General features: G+C 56.9%; 15 protein-coding genes. 2 read left to right on the plus strand and 13 right to left on the minus strand.

The genetic code is table 11. The features are described 5' to 3' along the window. Window positions 1–2 precede the first annotated feature (2 nt). From OXR61_RS02660 to otsB, 11 genes are all read right to left on the minus strand, one after another. The gene (locus OXR61_RS02660; protein ID WP_031279193.1) at window positions 3–1,682 is read right to left on the minus strand and encodes a methyl-accepting chemotaxis protein; all 1,680 of its coding nucleotides are present in this window, start codon (window positions 1,680–1,682) and stop codon (window positions 3–5) included. A 153-nt stretch (window positions 1,683–1,835) separates the two neighbouring features. After that, complete coding sequence (locus OXR61_RS02665) at window positions 1,836–3,497, minus strand: methyl-accepting chemotaxis protein (RefSeq protein ID WP_021506276.1); 1,662 nt, start codon at window positions 3,495–3,497, stop codon at window positions 1,836–1,838. A gap of 172 nt (window positions 3,498–3,669) precedes the next feature. After that, window positions 3,670–5,343 (minus strand): methyl-accepting chemotaxis protein, encoded by a 1,674-nt coding sequence (locus OXR61_RS02670; RefSeq protein WP_021506277.1) that lies wholly within the window; start codon window positions 5,341–5,343, stop codon window positions 3,670–3,672. A gap of 172 nt (window positions 5,344–5,515) precedes the next feature. Continuing rightward, window positions 5,516–6,013 carry a chemotaxis protein CheW gene (gene cheW / locus OXR61_RS02675; RefSeq protein WP_021506278.1) on the minus strand — a complete coding sequence of 166 codons (498 nt, stop codon included), beginning with the start codon at window positions 6,011–6,013 and terminating at the stop codon, window positions 5,516–5,518. A 22-nt stretch (window positions 6,014–6,035) separates the two neighbouring features. Next, window positions 6,036–8,033 carry a chemotaxis protein CheA gene (gene cheA / locus OXR61_RS02680; RefSeq protein WP_021506279.1) on the minus strand — a complete coding sequence of 666 codons (1,998 nt, stop codon included), beginning with the start codon at window positions 8,031–8,033 and terminating at the stop codon, window positions 6,036–6,038. A 10-nt stretch (window positions 8,034–8,043) separates the two neighbouring features. Then, window positions 8,044–9,075 (minus strand): flagellar motor protein MotB, encoded by a 1,032-nt coding sequence (motB, locus tag OXR61_RS02685; protein WP_021506280.1) that lies wholly within the window; start codon window positions 9,073–9,075, stop codon window positions 8,044–8,046. Then, entirely contained in the window at window positions 9,072–9,959 is an 888-nt protein-coding gene (gene motA / locus OXR61_RS02690; RefSeq protein ID WP_021506281.1) for a flagellar motor stator protein MotA, read from the minus strand. Before motA ends, motB begins: the two co-directional genes overlap by 4 nt. Before the next feature lie 133 nt (window positions 9,960–10,092). Further along, window positions 10,093–10,671, minus strand: coding sequence for a flagellar transcriptional regulator FlhC (flhC, locus tag OXR61_RS02695; RefSeq protein WP_021506282.1), 579 nt, complete (start codon window positions 10,669–10,671; stop codon window positions 10,093–10,095). After that, the gene (gene flhD / locus OXR61_RS02700) at window positions 10,671–11,021 is read right to left on the minus strand and encodes a flagellar transcriptional regulator FlhD (protein ID WP_021506283.1); all 351 of its coding nucleotides are present in this window, start codon (window positions 11,019–11,021) and stop codon (window positions 10,671–10,673) included. Before flhD ends, flhC begins: the two co-directional genes overlap by 1 nt. Before the next feature lie 1,028 nt (window positions 11,022–12,049). Beyond that, window positions 12,050–13,486: an alpha,alpha-trehalose-phosphate synthase gene (gene otsA / locus OXR61_RS02705; RefSeq protein ID WP_021506284.1), complete on the minus strand. Its 1,437-nt coding sequence runs from the start codon at window positions 13,484–13,486 to the stop codon at window positions 12,050–12,052. Beyond that, a complete protein-coding gene (gene otsB / locus OXR61_RS02710) occupies window positions 13,483–14,271 on the minus strand; it encodes a trehalose-phosphatase (protein ID WP_021506285.1) in 789 nt (262 codons plus the stop codon). Before otsB ends, otsA begins: the two co-directional genes overlap by 4 nt. Window positions 14,272–14,629: 358 nt before the next feature. Here otsB and umuD point away from each other — a divergent pair, with 358 nt between their 5' ends. After that, complete coding sequence (umuD, locus tag OXR61_RS02715; protein ID WP_021506286.1) at window positions 14,630–15,061, plus strand: translesion error-prone DNA polymerase V autoproteolytic subunit; 432 nt, start codon at window positions 14,630–14,632, stop codon at window positions 15,059–15,061. Here umuD and OXR61_RS02720 read toward each other — a convergent pair. Further along, on the minus strand, window positions 15,058–15,963 hold the full coding sequence (locus OXR61_RS02720) for a LysR family transcriptional regulator (RefSeq protein WP_021506287.1): 906 nt from the start codon (window positions 15,961–15,963) through the stop codon (window positions 15,058–15,060). The genes umuD and OXR61_RS02720 overlap by 4 nt on opposite strands. A 135-nt stretch (window positions 15,964–16,098) precedes the next feature. Between OXR61_RS02720 and OXR61_RS02725 the strand changes: the two genes are divergently transcribed. After that, complete coding sequence (locus tag OXR61_RS02725; protein ID WP_031279197.1) at window positions 16,099–16,872, plus strand: DeoR/GlpR family DNA-binding transcription regulator; 774 nt, start codon at window positions 16,099–16,101, stop codon at window positions 16,870–16,872. Between the two features lie 105 nt (window positions 16,873–16,977). Here OXR61_RS02725 and OXR61_RS02730 read toward each other — a convergent pair whose 3' ends face one another. Further along, window positions 16,978–17,631 carry a hypothetical protein gene (locus OXR61_RS02730; protein WP_021506289.1) on the minus strand — a complete coding sequence of 218 codons (654 nt, stop codon included), beginning with the start codon at window positions 17,629–17,631 and terminating at the stop codon, window positions 16,978–16,980. Between the last annotated feature and the right edge of the window lie 278 nt (window positions 17,632–17,909).

The raw sequence follows: 17,909 nt of genomic DNA on the forward strand, positions 1-17,909 counted from the left end.
GGTTAAAAGGTTTCCCAGTTATCGTCAGCGCCACGAGCTCCTGCCGCTGGCGCCAGCGCCTGCGGTGCAGACTGACGCGCAATTTTTGGCGCTGTAGTTACGTTAACGGCCTGGGCGACAAATTCTTTACCAATATTGAACACCGCCACCGACTGTTTCAGTCGGCTGGCCTGATCTTCCAGCGCCGCCGCCGCCGTCGCGGACTCTTCCACCAGCGCGGCGTTCTGCTGGGTGACGCGGTCCATCTCGTTCACCGCCAGGCCAACCTGGTCGATACCGCGGCTCTGCTCATCGGAAGCCGAGGCGATTTCGCCCATGATGTCGGTCACGCGGGTCACCGCGTTGACGATCTCGCTCATGGTTTCGCCCGCGCTCTCTACCAGCACCGAGCCGGTATTGACGCGGCTGACCGAATCTTCAATCAGGCCTTTGATTTCCTTCGCCGCCTGCGCGCTGCGCTGGGCCAGACTGCGCACCTCGCCCGCGACCACGGCGAAACCACGCCCCTGCTCACCGGCGCGTGCCGCTTCCACCGCAGCGTTCAGCGCGAGGATATTGGTCTGGAAGGCGATACCGTCAATCACGCTGGTGATATCGGCAATCTTCTTCGAGCTGCCGGCGATGTCCTTCATGGTGCTGACCACGCCATCGACCACTTTACCGCCCTGCTGCGCCGTTTCGGACGCGTTCAGCGCCAGCTGCGACGCCTGACGGGCGTTTTCCGCGTTCTGCTTCACGGTAGCGGTCAACTGCTCCATGCTGGCCGCGGTCTGCTCCAGCGATGCGGCCTGCTGTTCGGTACGCGAAGAGAGATCGTTGTTGCCCATGGCGATTTCGCTGGCGCCGGTGTAGATGGCGTCCGAACCGTCGCGCACGATGCGTACGGTGCGCGCCAGCTCCTGCTGCATGTGCTGCAGCGAACTGAGCAGGTCGCCCATTTCGTTGCGTACACTGAGATCGACCGGCTGCGTCAGATCGCCGCGCGCAATATGGCGGATGTGCTCAATGCTCTGCTGCAGCGGACGGATCAGCGCCGTACGCATGCCGCTCCACACCAGCGCAATCACCAGCAGCGTCACCAGCAGCGTGCCGACTACCAGCATAATCGCGTGTTGGTAAGCGCTCTCGTTGGCGTCAATGCCCTGTTTTGCCAGCACAATGTTGTAGGCGAGCCAGGCGTTGTAATCCTTTTCAAATTTGTCCTGAAAACCCTGCGTTGGCTGATCGACAAAGCCTTTAAAGTTACCGGCACTGAGAAAATCAATCAGCTCGGCCAGCGCCCCGCGAAACGCGTTGTAGTTGGCCTGCAGCGTCAGCACGTTCTCTGCGCTTTTGCCCTTTTCCGACAGGTTAGCGTTGAACTCGGCAAAGCTCTGATCGGCGGTTTTCAGCTCCGTATTGGCCAGCGCCACCAGATCTTTTACCGTGGCACCGGAGCCGGCCTGCTGACTATCCAGCAGATAGCGGATACCGGCACGGTTCAGCGTGTTACGCGCCTGTACCAGCGAAACCCATGAGGTGCCCATCGCCCGCTGCAGGGTGCTAAGACGTTGGTTGTACGCAAAATTATCTTTATCGGCTTTCACCGTTGAAAAAAACATTCCTCCGGAAAACAGCTGCAGTAAGGCAAATAACGCCAGCACGCACAGCAGGCCGGATACCACTCGAACACGACTAAACATAAACACCTCATTAATTGGCGGATCGCTGGTGTTATCGGCGCGCAGGCGCGGATCTTTATGTGAGGTGAAAGGGGTAAGACCAGCAGCAAACCGGTGAAGGGCCAGCCACGCGACCCTCTCCCGCTGCGGGAGAGGGGACGATTCAGGCAGTGATTAAAACGTTTCCCAGTTTCCGTCACTCACCGGGGCCGCAGCGGCTTTGCGCGCCGCCGGCGGTGTCGTGGTCAGCGGGGGACGCACAGGGGCCGCTGCCGACGCGCGCGGAATGCGGAACACCGACACCGACTGGCTCAGGCGGCTGGCCTGCTCCTCCAGCGAGGCCGCGGCGGCGGCCGACTCTTCTACCAGCGAGGCGTTCTGCTGCGTGACGCGGTCCATCTCGGTCACCGCCTGGCCCACCTGGTCGATGCCACGGCTCTGCTCATCCGAGGCCGAAGCGATTTCGCCCATGATGTCAGTCACGCGCGTCACCGCTCCGACGATATCCTGCATGGTGTCACCTGCGGTGCCGACCAGCTGCGAACCGGCGTTAACCCGGCTGACCGAATCGTCAATCAATCCTTTGATCTCCTTCGCTGCCTGCGCGCTGCGCTGCGCCAGGTTACGCACCTCGCCCGCTACCACGGCAAAACCACGGCCCTGCTCGCCGGCGCGCGCCGCTTCGACCGCCGCGTTAAGCGCCAGGATATTGGTCTGGAAGGCAATGCCGTCGATCACGCTGGTGATATCCGCGATCTTCTTCGAACTGCCGGCGATGTCATGCATGGTGCGCACCACGCCTTCGACCACATCGCCACCTTTGCGTGCGGTCTCCGACGCGCTGAGCGCCAGCTGCGAGGCCTGCCGGGCGTTCTCGGCGTTCTGCTTCACCGTGGCGGTGAGCTGCTCCATGCTGGCTGCGGTCTGCTCCAGCGACGCCGCCTGCTGCTCGGTGCGCGCCGAGAGATCGTTGTTGCCGGCGGAGATTTCGCTGGCGCCGGTAAAGATGGCGTCCGAGCCGTCGCGTACGTTGCCGACGGTGTGCACCAGCGACTGCTGCATCTCATGCAGACTGCTGGCCAGCTGGCTCATTTCGTTACGCCCTTCAACGGTGATGGTCTGCGTCAGATCGCCTGCGGCGATATGGCGAATGTGACCGAGCAACTGATGCAGCGGCTGAATCAGCACCGTGCGCAGGCCAAACCAGCAGGCGACAATTACCGCGATCACCATCACTGCGACGATCGCCAGCAGCCACATCATGGTGTGGAAGGCACGCTGGTTCTGCGCCACGCCCTCAGCGGCTAAAGCACTCTGCGCGCTGCGCCACTCTTCATAGGTGGCTTTCATTTTGACCTGCTTGGCTTCGATGTTCTGATCAAACATGCCCTGCAGATCGTTGGCTTTCAGCCGGGCCAGCATCGCCTTCAGGCCGTTATTGAATGCGGCATAATCCGCTTCCAGCCGGTCGCGCAGCGCATCAGACAGTCCTGGCGTCGCTGGCAAATCGTGATAGCGCTGATAGTGACCGGCCGCGGTGTCGAGCTGTTTCTCCGTCTGCGCGATCAGTGCGTTAAGCTGGCCGCCGTTGGTCTGTGACGCCATGCTGCCCTGCATGCGCAGCATGGCGCGGTTGAGCACGGTACGGGTTTGATTGAGTTCAATCCAGGCATCGGACATGGCAGCGACGTTATTACTTGACGTTTGTGCCACAGCAAACGCCTCTTTATCTTTTTGTAATGCCGACCAGAACAGCCCACCGGACAGTAATTGCATAGCACCGAACACCAGCAGGACTGCGATCAGGCTGGTGACGACGTTGATTCGTTTTAACATGGTGTCTCCAAAAAGGGGGTTACGCCCTGTTTATCGACCGCTGCGCTGAATATTTGAGAGGGTTTACCGGACTTTACGAGGGATAATGCTGAATTAAAGCTTTTTTACAGCGTTTTATAAGTAAAGAAAGCAGGAGATAAGGGAGCGGCGCGTTGTCCGCTCCCGTTTCAGCTTAGAACGTTTCCCAGTTGGCGTCGCTGACCGGCGCGGTCAGCGCTTTGCGTGGCGCACTGGCCTGCGGGGGGGCGATCTGCGGATGGCGCACACCCGTGCTGCTGACAGGCTGAGCGCCACGTGGAATGCGGAACACCGCCACCGACTGGCTGAGACGGCTGGCCTGCTCCTCCAGCGAGGCCGCCGCCGCCGCCGACTCTTCCACCAGCGAGGCGTTCTGCTGCGTGACGCGGTCCATCTCGGTCACCGCCTGGCCGACCTGATCGATACCGCGACTCTGCTCGTCCGACGCCGAGGCGATCTCGCCCATGATGTCGGTAACGCGCGTCACCGCATTGACGATTTCGCCCATGGTATTGCCCGCCGTGCCGACCAGCTGTGAGCCGCTGTCAACGCGACGCACCGAGTCTTCAATCAGTCCTTTGATCTCCTTCGCCGCCTGCGCGCTGCGCTGGGCAAGGTTGCGCACTTCACCGGCCACCACCGCGAAGCCGCGGCCCTGTTCCCCGGCGCGCGCCGCTTCGACAGCGGCGTTGAGCGCGAGGATGTTGGTCTGGAAAGCGATACCGTCAATCACGCTGGTAATGTCGGCAATCTTCTTCGAACTGCCGGCGATATCGTGCATGGTGCGCACCACGCCTTCGACCACTTCTCCGCCTTTCTGCGCGGTTTCCGATGCGCTGAGCGCCAGCTGCGAGGCCTGCCGCGCGTTCTCGGCGTTCTGCTTCACCGTGGCGGTGAGCTGCTCCATGCTGGCCGCAGTCTGTTCCAGCGACGCCGCCTGCTGTTCGGTACGCGCCGAGAGATCGTTATTGCCGGCGGAGATTTCGCTGGCGCCGGTAAAAATAGCGTCCGAGCCGTCGCGCACGTTGCTGACGGTGCGCACCAGCGCCTGCTGCATCTCCTGCAGCTTGCTCGCCAGCTGGCTCATTTCATTACGTCCTTCGACGGTGATGGTCTGAGTTAAATCGCCCTGCGCAATGTGTTCAATGTGCTGGATGCTGTCGTTGAGCGGCTTAATCAGCACCTTACGCAGGCCGAACCAGCACAGCACGATCACGCCCACCACCAGCGCCAGTACCAGCCCCAGCAGCCACATCATGTGCTCGTAAGCGGCGCTGTTCGCCGCTACGCCTGCCGCCGTCAGACGATCCTGATCGGCGCGCCATTGGGTGTAGTTTTCCAGAAAGGCACTTTGCGTCGGAGCCACCGGTACTTTGCCGGCTGCGGCGGTATCGTTGTGCTGCAGTACCTGCTGCATCTCAGCCAGCGCGCTGGCGTAAGCTTTATAGGTCTGTTCCAGCTGCTGGTTGAGCTGCAGGTTCTGGCCCGGCGTGTCCGGCGTGTTTTTAAACAGGGTGAATTTGTCCTGCGCCGTCTGCTGGAACGTCCTGCTCTGCCCGAACAGCGTACTGATGTCAGCTTCGGTGCCGGTCAGTTTACTGGTGGCAATACGCAGCTGGATACGCGTCAGGATCACGCGGCTTTGGTTAAGGCTCATGTAAGCATCATTGATGGCGGCAATGTTTTTGCTCGCCAGCTGAGAGGTATTGAAACTTTTTTTGTCGTCACTCAGCGCTTTAAAAAACAGCGAGCCGGAAGCCAGCTGCAGTACGCCAAACACCAACAACACCAGCAACAGGCTGGTCACAACGCGGATTTTCGTAAACATAGTTTGCCCTGGGAAATGAAGAAAAATCGTGCAATACAGTTATCGACCTGACGGCGGGAATATTGAGCGAAGGCAGGAAATATTTGTGGGCTTTGCTATTGATTTATAAGGATTTAATAAAGGATGTGATAGTCACGGGCCGCATCAGCGACACGTGACTCTCTGCGAACGATTATGCGCTACGCAGCGTATCCACCAGCGCCATCTCTTCACTGCTCAGCAGTTTTTCGATGTCGACCAGAATCAGCATACGCTCGCCCAGCGCACCGAGACCGGTGAGGTACTCGGTCGACATGGTGACGGCAAATTCCGGTGCCGGACGGATCTGATCCTGCGTCAGCGACAGCACGTCAGACACGCCATCCACCACGATGCCGACCACGCGATGCTCAAGATTCAGCACGATCACTACGGTGTTTTCGTTGTACTCCACGTCCGGCTGCGAGAACTTCACGCGCAGATCGATAATCGGCACAATCACGCCACGCAGATTAGTCACGCCCTTGATGAACTCCGGCGTGTTAGCGATACGCGTTACCTGATCGTAACCACGAATCTCCTGCACTTTAAGGATATCGATGCCGTACTCTTCGTCACCGAGGGTGAAAACCAGGAACTCCTGGCCGACGGTTTCGCCGGCGATTTTCGTCACGGTTGCCATGTCAGTCATTTTTTTACCCTTTCGTTATCTGTTACGCTGCGGCACCGGCCACACGCTTCTCACGGTTCAATGATTGCAGTGCCGATACGTCGACAATCAGCGCAACGCTGCCATCGCCGAGGATGGTGGCGGCGGAAATGCCCGGCACTTTGCGGTAGTTGCTTTCCAGGTTCTTCACCACCACCTGATGCTGACCAATCAGCTGATCGACCAGCAGCGCATAGCGACGTCCTGCGCTCTGCAGGATCACCACGATGCCCTGCGTGGCGTCGGTTTTGGCGTTCTGCACGTCAAACACGTTCCACAGCTCAACCAGCGGCAGGTACTCGCCGCGCACTTCCAGTACGCGCTCGCCACCGGCCAGCGGTTTCAGCTCTTCAGCCGTGGGCTGCAGTGACTCCATCACCGCGTTCAGCGGCAGGATGAACACTTCGTCTGCCACGCGCACCGACATCCCGTCGAGGATCGCCAGCGTCAGCGGCAGCAGAATGCGAATGGTGGTGCCTTTGCCCTGCTTCGAGGAGATTTCGACGTGACCGCCCATCTCCTGGATATTACGTTTCACCACGTCCATGCCGACGCCGCGGCCTGATACGTCGGTCACCTGCTCGGCGGTCGAGAAGCCTGGCGCGAAGATCAGCATGCCGACTTCTTCGTCGCTCATGCTGTCGCTGACCGGCAGACCGGACGAGAGCGCTTTCGCCAGGATACGTTCACGGTTGAGGCCGGCACCGTCATCGATCACTTCGATGCAGATGTTGCCGCCCTGGTGTTCCGCGGACAGCGTCAGATTGCCGACCGCCGTTTTGCTGGCGGCCAGCCGTTTTTCCGGCGTTTCGATGCCGTGGTCGAGGCTGTTACGCACCAGGTGCGTTAACGGATCGATGATGCGTTCAATCAGGCTCTTATCCAGTTCAGTTGAGCTGCCGAGCAGCGTCAGTTCAACCTCTTTGCCCAGCTTGCTGGCCAGATCGCGCACCAGACGCGGGAAGCGGCTGAACACGTACTCCATCGGCATCATACGAATCGACATCACCGATTCCTGCAGGTCGCGGGCGTTACGCTCCAGCTGACCCATGCTGTTGAGCAGGTCACCATGTGCCACCGGATCCAGCGCACCGGAGCGCTGCGCCAGCATTGACTGGGTAATCACCAGCTCGCCGACCAGGTTGATCAGCTGGTCAACTTTTTCCACCGCCACGCGAATACTGCTGGATTCGCTGCTTTTGGCGGGCGCGGCAGCACGCTTGCTCTCACGCTTCACCGCCGGGGTAATGTCGGTGACGGTCGCCGTTTGCTGCACCGGCGCTTCGGCTTCGGCCTCTTCGACTGGCGCGGCGGCAACGGCAACGGTGGCGGGTGCGGCGTCCAGCGGGAACTGAATCTGCGCTTCATCAATCACGAAACAAAGCACCGCCACGATATCGTCTTTGCCGACACCGTCGATGGTGGCTTCCAGCGAGCTGGCGCCTTTCACCACATTGGTCAGGGTGCCGAGGTTGCCCAGCTCTTCCAGCAGCAGATCCGGCTCTTTCTCTTTCAGATTGATCAGCTGCAGGCGCAGGCCGCTGCTGGCGGGCGCGGCAGGTGCTGCCACGTCGGCGAGCGCCACCACCGGTGCGGCGGCTTGCGGGGCTATTCCTTTGGCTTCCAGCGCCAGCTGGCGCAGGGCTTCACAGATGTAGTTAAAGCTTTCTGCGTTTGGCTCCTGCGCGGTTTTATAGGCATCGAGCTGTTCCTGCATAATATCTTTGGTTTCCAAAAACAGGTTGATGATGTCGGTGCTGAGCTGCATTTCGCCACGGCGCGCACCATCCAGAATGTTTTCCAGGATGTGGGTGGTTTCCTGTAAAACCGTAAAGCCAAACGTACCGGCTCCGCCCTTAATGGAGTGGGCGGCGCGGAAGATGGCATTCAACTGCTCGGAATCGGGCTCCTGGGGATCCAGTCCCAACAGGTGTTGCTCCATATCCGCTAACAGCTCATCGGCTTCATCAAAAAACGTCTGGTAAAAATCGCTGATGTCCATGCTCACGGGATCACCTCGGCTGTGAGGGTTGGTCTGGTGTCACCGCGCTGGCGGCGGGCGGTGCCGCTGCCGGCGGATTCGCCGCGGCTGCCGGTGTGGCCGGTGCTGCGGTAGAACCCGTAGGGGCAGTTGGCGCCGCCGGACCAGCCGGTGCGGTAATGCTAGGTAAAATCTGCGCCGGGTCACTCACCTGAACGGCATCGCTCTCGGCATTCTCTTTTTCAATCGCCGCTTCGGTGTCATGGTTCAACACCAGCAGGCTGATACGACGGTTCACCGCGTCGTTGGCGCCGCGGTTTTTCAGTTTCATGGTGTCGGCCATGCCGACCACGCGCAGCATTTTGCCGCCGTCCAGCCCGCCCGCCACCAGCTCACGGCGTGAGGCATTGGCACGATCCGCCGACAGTTCCCAGTTGCTGTAGCCGCGATCGCCGCTGGCGTACTGGAAGTCATCGGTATGGCCGGACAAACTGATTTTGTTAGGAATATCATTCAGCAGCGGCGCAATGGCGCGCAGGATATCGCGCATGTACGGCTCCACTTCCGCGCTGCCGGTTTTAAACATCGGGCGGTTCTGGCTATCGATAATCTGAATGCGCAGCCCCTCTTCCACCATGTTGATGATCAGATGCGGACGCAGCGCTTTCAGGCGCGGATCGGCCTCAATCAGCTGGTCGAGTTTTTCACGCAGCCGGTTCAGGCGAATGTCATCCAGCTGGCGCTTTTGCGCATCCATATCGACCTGTTTTTGCACTTCACCTTTCTTCTGCGTCGGATCATCGCCGCCGCCGGGAATTGGACTTTCGCTGTCGCTGCTACGCTGACCGCCGGTCAGGGCGACCTTGAGCGGCGTTTTAAAATATTCGGCAATCTGCACCAGCTCCTGCGGATTGGCGATCGAGATCAGCCACATCACCATGAAGAACGCCATCATCGCCGTCATAAAGTCGGCATAGGCAATCTTCCATGAGCCATGGCTGCCTTCATGCTTTTTATGTTTGCGCCGTTTGACCAGCACAATCGGGCGATTACCGTGCTTCATGAAGGCGTATCCGAAGTCTGCTTAGCCGGGTTTTTCGCGTTGCGCACGTGCTCTTCCAGCTCGGTAAAGGACGGACGCTCAGTGGAATACAGGGTTTTACGACCAAACTCGACGGCGATCTGCGGCGCATAACCGTTCAGGCTGGAAAGCAGCGTGACTTTGACGCACTGCATCATCTTGGTGGTTTCCGCGCACTTCTGGCGCAGCACGGATGCCAGCGGCGAAATGAAGCCGTAAGCCAGCAGAATACCGAGGAAGGTTCCCACCATGGCGTGCGCAATCAGCGCGCCCAGTTCTGCCGCCGGGCGGTCCGCGGAGGCCAGCGCGTGCACCACGCCCATTACCGCGGCGACGATACCAAACGCCGGCAGGCCATCACCGACTGCCGCTAAGCTTTGTGCTGGTACTTCGCACTCGTGTTCATAGGTTTCGATCTCTTCATCCATCAGGGCTTCGATCTCGAAAGCATTCATATTTCCGCTCACCATCAGCCGTAAATAGTCGGTAATAAAATCCACTAAAGGTTTATCGGACAAAATACGCGGATAGTTAGCGAAAATTTCGCTCTGGCTGGGATCTTCAATATCGCGTTCCAGCGACAGCATGCCCTGCTGACGTGATTTCGCCATCAGGCGATACAGCAGTGCCATTAAATCCATGTATACGGCTTTGTTATATTTTGAGCCGCGCATTAACAAGGGCAGCGCTTTTAGCGTCTTTTTAATCGATTTGCCGTTGTTGCCCACCAGAAACGCACCAATGCCGGCGCCGCCAATAATCAGCAACTCCGACGGCTGGTAAAGCGCGCCCAGATGGCCGCCTACCATCATGTAACCGCCCAGCACGGAACCGAGGACTACGATATAACCCACAATAATCAGCACAAAAACATCCTTACGTCCGTAACGTGTTGGTGGAAGTTAAGCCAGAGAGCCGCAGGTGTTATTCACAGGGTGTGGGCAAAAAAAAAGCAGCGGTATTAACCGCTGCTGGATGCTTTCCACGATGCGAACAAACTTAAACGGCGCGTTTAACCTGTTCATCCAGCAGTTGTGGAAAGGTATCGGCAGAATCTGCAGAAAGTTTACGTCTTTTTACGGCACGTGATGGCGGCTGGCACAGGCTGCAAACAAAGCTGCCCGGCGGCTGATGCGCGTGGTTGATGAAGCTTCCGCCACAGCATTTACAGTCAGACAATTCCAGCATGCCACTTTCAACAAATCGCACCAGGGTCCAGGCGCGGGTCAGCGCCAACAGCGGGCCCTCGTCCGATTGCGGACACTGCTCAAGATACAGGCGATACGCTTTGATAACCGCCTCTACGCCACTGCTCAGCCGGGTTTTCAGCAGAAACTGCCAGGCGTTGCAGAACATCGACGCATGAATATTTTGTTCCCAGGTCATGAACCAGTCGGTAGAGAATGGCAGCATGCCTTTCGGTGGTGGGGCACCACGCAGCTCTTTGTACAGTTTAATCAGGCGACCGCGGCTCAGCTGGGTTTCACTTTCCAGCATCTGCAGTCGTGCGCCCAATGTAATCAGCTCCATTGCCAGCTGAATATCACGCGCTTCCTGAACGATACTTTTTTCGGTCATTACACCGCCCTCTTTTTAGCAGAGACATCGTCTTTCGATGCGCTGCGCAATAAACGGCTGGATAATAAAATACCGGTGTGGATTTGCTGCAAATCATCCACACGTGATTCCTGCGTTAAACGGTTAATAAGATTGTGATCGGTAAAGCGGAACTGGCAAACCAGTTGATTGGTTTCCGCTAATTTTACCATCTCAGGTAAAGTCAATTGCTGCAATGCATCCGCCATTGGCTCATCGATACCTAAACGAAACATTGCTGAAGCTTTTTCCTGGTTTATCAAACGCTGTGCAAGCAATAAATATGACAGATTGATGTCATATATGTGTTTTAGTAATTCTGATGTACCCATTTTTTTCCATCCTGATAGACGCGACATATATACGGCCACAGAATTAAGTGTTCTATGGTTCGGGTTGCTGGTTGGTAAATCTAAAGATGGCAAAAAATAATCAGGCATAAGCCAACGCGTACTGAACTGTTTCACTTCCCACCGGGATATTGATCAGTAGTAGTCAAAACTCCAGGCCAATCTTTTCTTGAGTTGTAACCATCTTCCGTGACGTCTGCTTACAGTTTTTTAAGACTAATCCGAAAACAAGGCAAATCTATATCGTCTGATTTCGACATACAACGTGATTGGTATGAAATTTTAGATAAAGTGTGATCTGCGTCACACTTTTAAGGCAAATTTTTCAAGTGAAGCTTCAGTAATGCTTTTCTGTTGTTCCTTTTTTGAGCGATTTTGAAACGTTTCGCTAATATTTCACAGGAAAAGTCTGAATTTTGAAGTGTGTCGCAGATCGCCGCCATGGGACGATCTTTTATCTGCTACGTTGGCTTTAGGCAAAGACAAGACCCCGAAATAAACCAAAAAGGCAGCATAAAACACCAAAAATGGCTGTAATTATTCGCTTTTAAATTAATCACTTACAGGGAATATTGCCACGCAGGACTAATGGCGCTGTGCTAGCGAAGCGTGAAGAGTGGATGCAGCGCGCTTGTGGTGTGTAAAGAGTTTGTAGGGAGGGTTTAGCGAGTCACAAGGGATGTAACAGCACGTTACATTAGCGATATGAATGAATTGACTAACTAACACACTGATGTATTAGAACTATCGGCCTGGCCAGCCAAATCTTTAGGGTTGGAAGAAAAAATTCAGCGTTTCAGTGATTAACTGGCTTAATTTTAACCAATTCGTGCGTTTTTTGGTGCCGGGTCAGCGGGTTAGCGCTTAACAAAATGAAATCGATTTCATTCGGTGAGGATATCGCGTGAAAACGCTACGCAGCACGGTCCTGCCTGCGTCGTCTGACGGATACCTCTCCCGCGTACGGGAGAGGCATTGCCTGAGGGGAAAATCGCGCCTTGCGGGGCTAATTACGCCAGCTTCTGAAACGTCGCGACCTTGTTATCGCTACCGTGGCTGGCGCTGCGTGCCGGCAGCGTGTTCAGATCGTTCAGGAAGCTTTCGCGCCAGTGCGAAATGTCCTGCTTACGCAGTACGGCCATCATGTCGTTATAGCGCGAGATACGCTCGGTGCGCGGCATGGTCAGCGCGCGGTCCAGCGCCGCCGCCACATCATCACGATCGTACGGGTTGACGATCAGTGCAGAAGTCAGCTCGTTGGCCGCTCCGGCAAAGCGCGACAGCACCAGCACGCCCGGATCGTCCGGATCCTGCGCCGCGACATACTCTTTCGCCACCAGGTTCATGCCGTCACGCAGCGGCGTAACCAGCCCCACGTCGGTCAGGCGGAAAATCTTCATCAGCAGACGGCGGTCAAAATGCTGGTTGAGATAATAGAGCGGCGTCCAGCCCAGCGTGCCGTATTTACCGTTAATGCGCCCCGCTTCTGTTTCCAGCTGATGACGAATATCCTGATAGGCCTGCACGTCGCCGCGCGAGGTCGGCGCAATCTGTGAGTAGCGGATTTTGCCGCGGTGCTGCGGGAAGTTTTCCAGCAGCGCTTCATAGGCAAGGAAACGCTCCGGCAAGCCTTTGGAATAGTCGAGACGCTCACAGGCGATAATGTTCTGCAAATCGCCCAGCTCACGCTTCATCGCGGCCATCTTCGGTGGCAGCGGCCCTTCCGCCATCTCTTTAATGCTGTCCGGCTCGATACCGATGGGGTAAACCTCGGTCATAAAGGTGTTGCCAAAGGCGCGATGCTTCTTCTCGCCTTTATTCTGCAGCTGCGTCAGCTGGCTCAGGCTGTCGAGAAACGCCACGCGATCGGATTCTGTCTGGAAACCCAGCAGATCGTATTCACACAGCATTTCCAGCAGTTCCTGATGCGGCGGCAGCGCATTGAAAATTTCCGGCGTCGGGAACGGGATATGCAGAAAGAATCCGATTCGGTTATTGATGCCCTGTTTACGCAGTTCAGCGGCAAACGGCAGCAGGTGGTAATCGTGGATCCACAGGATATCGTCCGGCTTGATCAGCGGTTTCAGCCGCTGCGCCAGCAGGGTATTCACGCGGCAGTAGCCTTCCCAGGCTTCACGCTGGTACTGCACCAGATCGAGGCGATAGTGGAACGCGGGCCAGATCACCGTGTTAGAAAACTGGCAGTAGTACTGATCGTAATCGTTTTGATTGAGGGGGAATGAGGCATAGGTAATGCCGTCTTGTTCGATCTGGGTAAGTTCCTCATCTTCTTCACCGGAAAACTCACTGATCTCTCCGTTCCAGCCAAACCACAATCCTCCGGTGGTCTGCAGCGCATCCAGAATGCCGACGGCGAGACCGCCTGCGTTGGTTTTGCTTCCATCAGGAATAGCGATACGGTTAGATACGACGACTAAACGACTCATAACCTAAACTCCTTACCGACGTTGTCATGTTCTAGTTGTAATAATAGTTGTTCCAGCCAGTGCCAGACTGCTGCCACATCGGGCAGACGATAGCGCGCCTGGCTTGGACCTTCACCGACCTTGACCGAGATGCCATGCATGGCATTGACTGCAAGAAAGCCTTTCTCATCGGTCAGATCGTCGCCCACAAATACCGGAATGCGACCGGTAAATGGCGCTTCCTGCATAAATTCGCGTACCGCAGCACCTTTATCGATGCCCTGCGGTTTCAGTTCCACCACGCATTTACCTGGCTGCAGCGCCAGCGCCGGAAAGCGGGTTACCGCCTCTTCGGCCAGCTGCATGATGGCGTTTTCATACTCTGGCGCGTTGCGGTAGTGCAGCGCAAAGGCCATGCCTTTCACTTCCAGCAGCGTACCGGGCCACTGGTCAAGGGTCTGCTGCAGTTCAACCTGCAGCGTTTGCGCCACCTCATCGGGCAGCGACTGACGATGCAGATGTCCGCTGGCATCGCGGCGCTCAGCGCCGTGCACGCCCGCTGCCGGGGCTTCCAGCGGCGCGACCAGCTCATCCAGCTGGCTGATCGGACGGCCGGAAACCAGCGCCAGCGCGCCGTGACTTAAATTAGAAATTTGTTGCAGATGCTGGCGCACCGATGCGGGGATGGAAACCGACTCGGGCTGCGACTGAAGCGCGGCCAGCGTGCCGTCAACATCAAAAAAGAAGGCGTAAAGTCCGCCACTTAGCGACGGCAGGGTGCTGTTCTCATTAACCGCAGGGGTCACGTCTCCTCCTGTATCTGAACGTAAACGGGCAGTCTGTTCGCAGGCAGGCAGGAAGTGAGGAGGTTTTTCCGTAAACACGGGAATCGAAAGGGTAACGCTCCAGAACTAAACGAAATTTTCATCAACACTGCAACCGCACTACGAACATCGGCAACATTAAGTGTAGACAACAATTGAAGTTTCGCCAGACGGGCGCACAGAGTGCTTAGCGGAGAGTGCACTTTTCAGCGGTTTGCGCGGCAAAAAACTGAATTCTGCTGTTTTTCATACGCTTCGCTTTTTTTACCGCGGGCAGACTTGATCATAGCAAAAACCGCCTGATACTGTATATAAAAACAGTATCTATGGAATATTCGCTATGACGCGTTTCTTTTTGCCACAGCTTTCACCGCCTTCGCGCTCCCGCCCGCTATTCCTTGACGCGGTGCACGGTGGTTTCCCCTCGCCCGCTCAGGACTACATTGAGCGCCAGATTGATCTCAATGAGCTGCTGGTGACCCGCCCCAGCGCCACCTATTTTGTGCGCGTCGAAGGCGACTCAATGCGCGATGCCAATATCCGCGAAGGTGATCTGCTGGTGGTCGACAGCTCACTCAATGCCCGGCACGACGACATCGTGATCGCCGCCATCAACGGCGAGTTCACCGTCAAGCGGCTGCAGACGCATCCCTGCGTACAGCTGATGCCGATGAATCCGCGCTATCAGCCCATCCGGCTGCGTGAAGAGGAGGAGCTGGAAATTTTTGGCGTGGTGACGTTTATTATTTACGCCGCACGCGTCCAGCGTTAGCGCATCGTTTCGGCGCGGATCATCTCAATCAGCCGGCGTAAACCCGGGTGCAGCTGGCGACGGTCGGGGTAATACATCACCAGCGGTTCATCTTCGCTGCACCAGTCCGTCAGCACGCGCACCAGCTGCCCGCTCGCCAGCTGCGCCTGTACGTAGCGCTCCGGGCAGTAGCCGAGACCGTAACCGCCGGCGACCGCATCAATAATCATGTCGCTCTCATTGAGCGTCAGCGTGCCCGGCACATCGACCTCATACGCCACCTTGCCCTGCGCCAGCGGCCACTTATACAGCGTGCCATTGCCAAGGCGCATGCGAATACAGCGATGGTTGCGCAGATCGTCCGGATGCTGCAGCGGCGGCGCGTCGCGCAGGTAATCGGGTGACGCCACCACGATCCAGCGCAGTTTGGGCGTCAGCGGCATGGCGATCATGTCTTTCGGTACGCTGGCGCCGTAGCGAATCCCGGCGTCATAGCCGCTGCCGATGATATCCACCAGATTGTTATCCACCGTAATTTCCAGGCTGAGCTCCGGATAGGTCGCCATAAAGCGCGTCAGGATCGGCCGAAACAGCAGCTGCCCGGCATCACGCGGGATGTTCAGCCGCAGGCGGCCGCTGGGTGATTCGCGATACAGGTGCAGATCGTTCAGCGCCAGCTCAATCTGCGCAAAGCCGGTTTCCAGATGGCGCAAAAAAGCGGCACCGGCGTCCGTCGGCACCACCGCCCGGCTGGTGCGGTTGAGCAGGCGCACGCCAAGACGCGCTTCAAGACTGCGCAACGTGTGGCTGATGGCCGACGTGGTGACCCCGAGTTCCAGCGCGGCGAGGCGGAAACTCTTGCGCCGGCAAATCAGCAGAAAAACATTCAGATCGGCCAGTTCATTACGTTGCAGGGCGGGCATTTTCGTGTCTCCTGACTCATTGCCTCGTTGAATCTGATTCAACTTCAGATGAGCTATCATAGCGAAGCTGCCGTACCGGATGCTATGCGTGCGTGGCATGGCAGGCAAAACGTCACTTTTAACCCCGAGCTCATCATGCTGCCCGAAGACCGAAAAGACGCTATTTATCGCTACCTGTTTGCGAAACGATCGGCCACCATTCACGAGCTAGCCACGCTGATGGCGGTGTCGGCGATGACCATCCGCCGCGATATTAAATTCCTGCAGGACGCCGGCCTGGTGGTTGGCATACACGGCGGTGTCAGGTTGCCTGCAGTGGTCCATCAGGCATTGCCGTATGTGGAGAAGGCACAGCTGAACGTGCACGCCAAACAAAGCCTTGGCCGTTATGCTGCGTCACTAGTAGAGGATGGCCAGGTTGTCTACCTCGATGCCGGTACCACCAGCTATGAAATTGCGCGTGCGTTAGGCGATCAGGCAAGTCTCACCGTGCTGACTAACGACTTTACGATTGCCGCCTGGCTGATGCGTCACAGCCACATCACGCTATTTCATACGGGTGGCAAAGTCGATAAACGGCATATTGCCAGCGTGGGTGCCATGGCGGCGACCGCCCTTGCCTCGTTCAATATTGATCTGGCTTTCCTCAGCGCCAGCGCGTGGGATGTCACGCACGGCCTCTCGACACCCGACGAAGACACCTTGCTGGTGAATCAGGCGGTGCTGGCCGCCTCAGCGCAGCGTTATCTGGTGGCTGACAGCAGCAAATATGGTCGTTACAGCGTGTATTCCGTGTGTAAGCTGCAGCAGCTGGACGGCGTGATCACCGATGACGATTGCCCCTGTGCTGCCGTTGAGGAGATGAAACAGCGTGATATTCGTCTGCACCGGGTAAATCGCCGCGGCTGAGCGGCTCTCTGCGCATCCCGATAAAGGTCATTAATTAAAAAGGAGGCGCGAACGCCTCCGGTGGCTACAGGGAAATCACATCGACTATTTATTATGGGGCACGGTTTACGGCGTAGGGGCGACTTTAGGATTGGAGCTGAACCAGCCGCGGCGATCCTGCCAGTTGCCATATTCATCCACAATCGCCCCTTTACTGTCGGCCATCAGGAAATGATAGCTCTCCAGTTTTTTCAGCGACAGCGTTTCGCCCTGATGCTGAATGACGACATTGTGGCTTTGCACCGGACCAAAACTTTTCGGCGTCGGCGGAATATCCGCTGATGCGGCGCCAATTTCTGAGAAGTTATATACCCAGCCATCAAGGACGCGCCACGATTCATGTTTTGCCGGACGTGCCGGCGGCGCGCTAATCGGCATGTGTCGATGCTCCGGAATCATCTGATTCGGCAGCAGATACATGGTCATGGCGTAATAACCGTAATCCAGATTATTGACCCAGGTGATGCTGGCCAGGCCAACATGCTGATAATCGCCCAGCCCGAAATCATTGACCCACAGCTGCTGGCGCATGGCCGGCGTCAGCGTATGACCGTAAGAAGCGAGCAGTTGCGCTATTGCATCTTTCGCCACCTCTTTCTGGAAGACGCCATTTTTATAGAAATCTTTATTGGTATAAACGTGATGCGGCTGAGCCGCAACGGATGCGGTGGCATTGAGCGCCAGTAAGGCCGCAGCGAACGCCAGAGCAGGTTTTGTCATAATTCACCTCCTGTTTATGACAGCCATGTTGATGCAAATAAAAATTTCACCGGCCGGTAAAACGCAAGGGTGGCCAGCGCGGAGAACAGAGTTGCAGATGGCGATGCAGAGAGGAAATTCATTTAGAGAATCGGATCTATCTAATTATCAGATACGGCTGTGCTTTTTTGTGATTATTAACAAATAATCACAGGCTATTCTGCCCGGTAAAGCATCCAGCTGCTGGCGGGCGCAATTTATCTGCTGCTAAAGAAATTCTTAAAATGTTGGTTGCGCTC

Source organism: Pantoea sp. GM_Pan_4, from assembly GCF_026541005.1.
Lineage (GTDB): Bacteria > Pseudomonadota > Gammaproteobacteria > Enterobacterales > Enterobacteriaceae > Pantoea > Pantoea dispersa.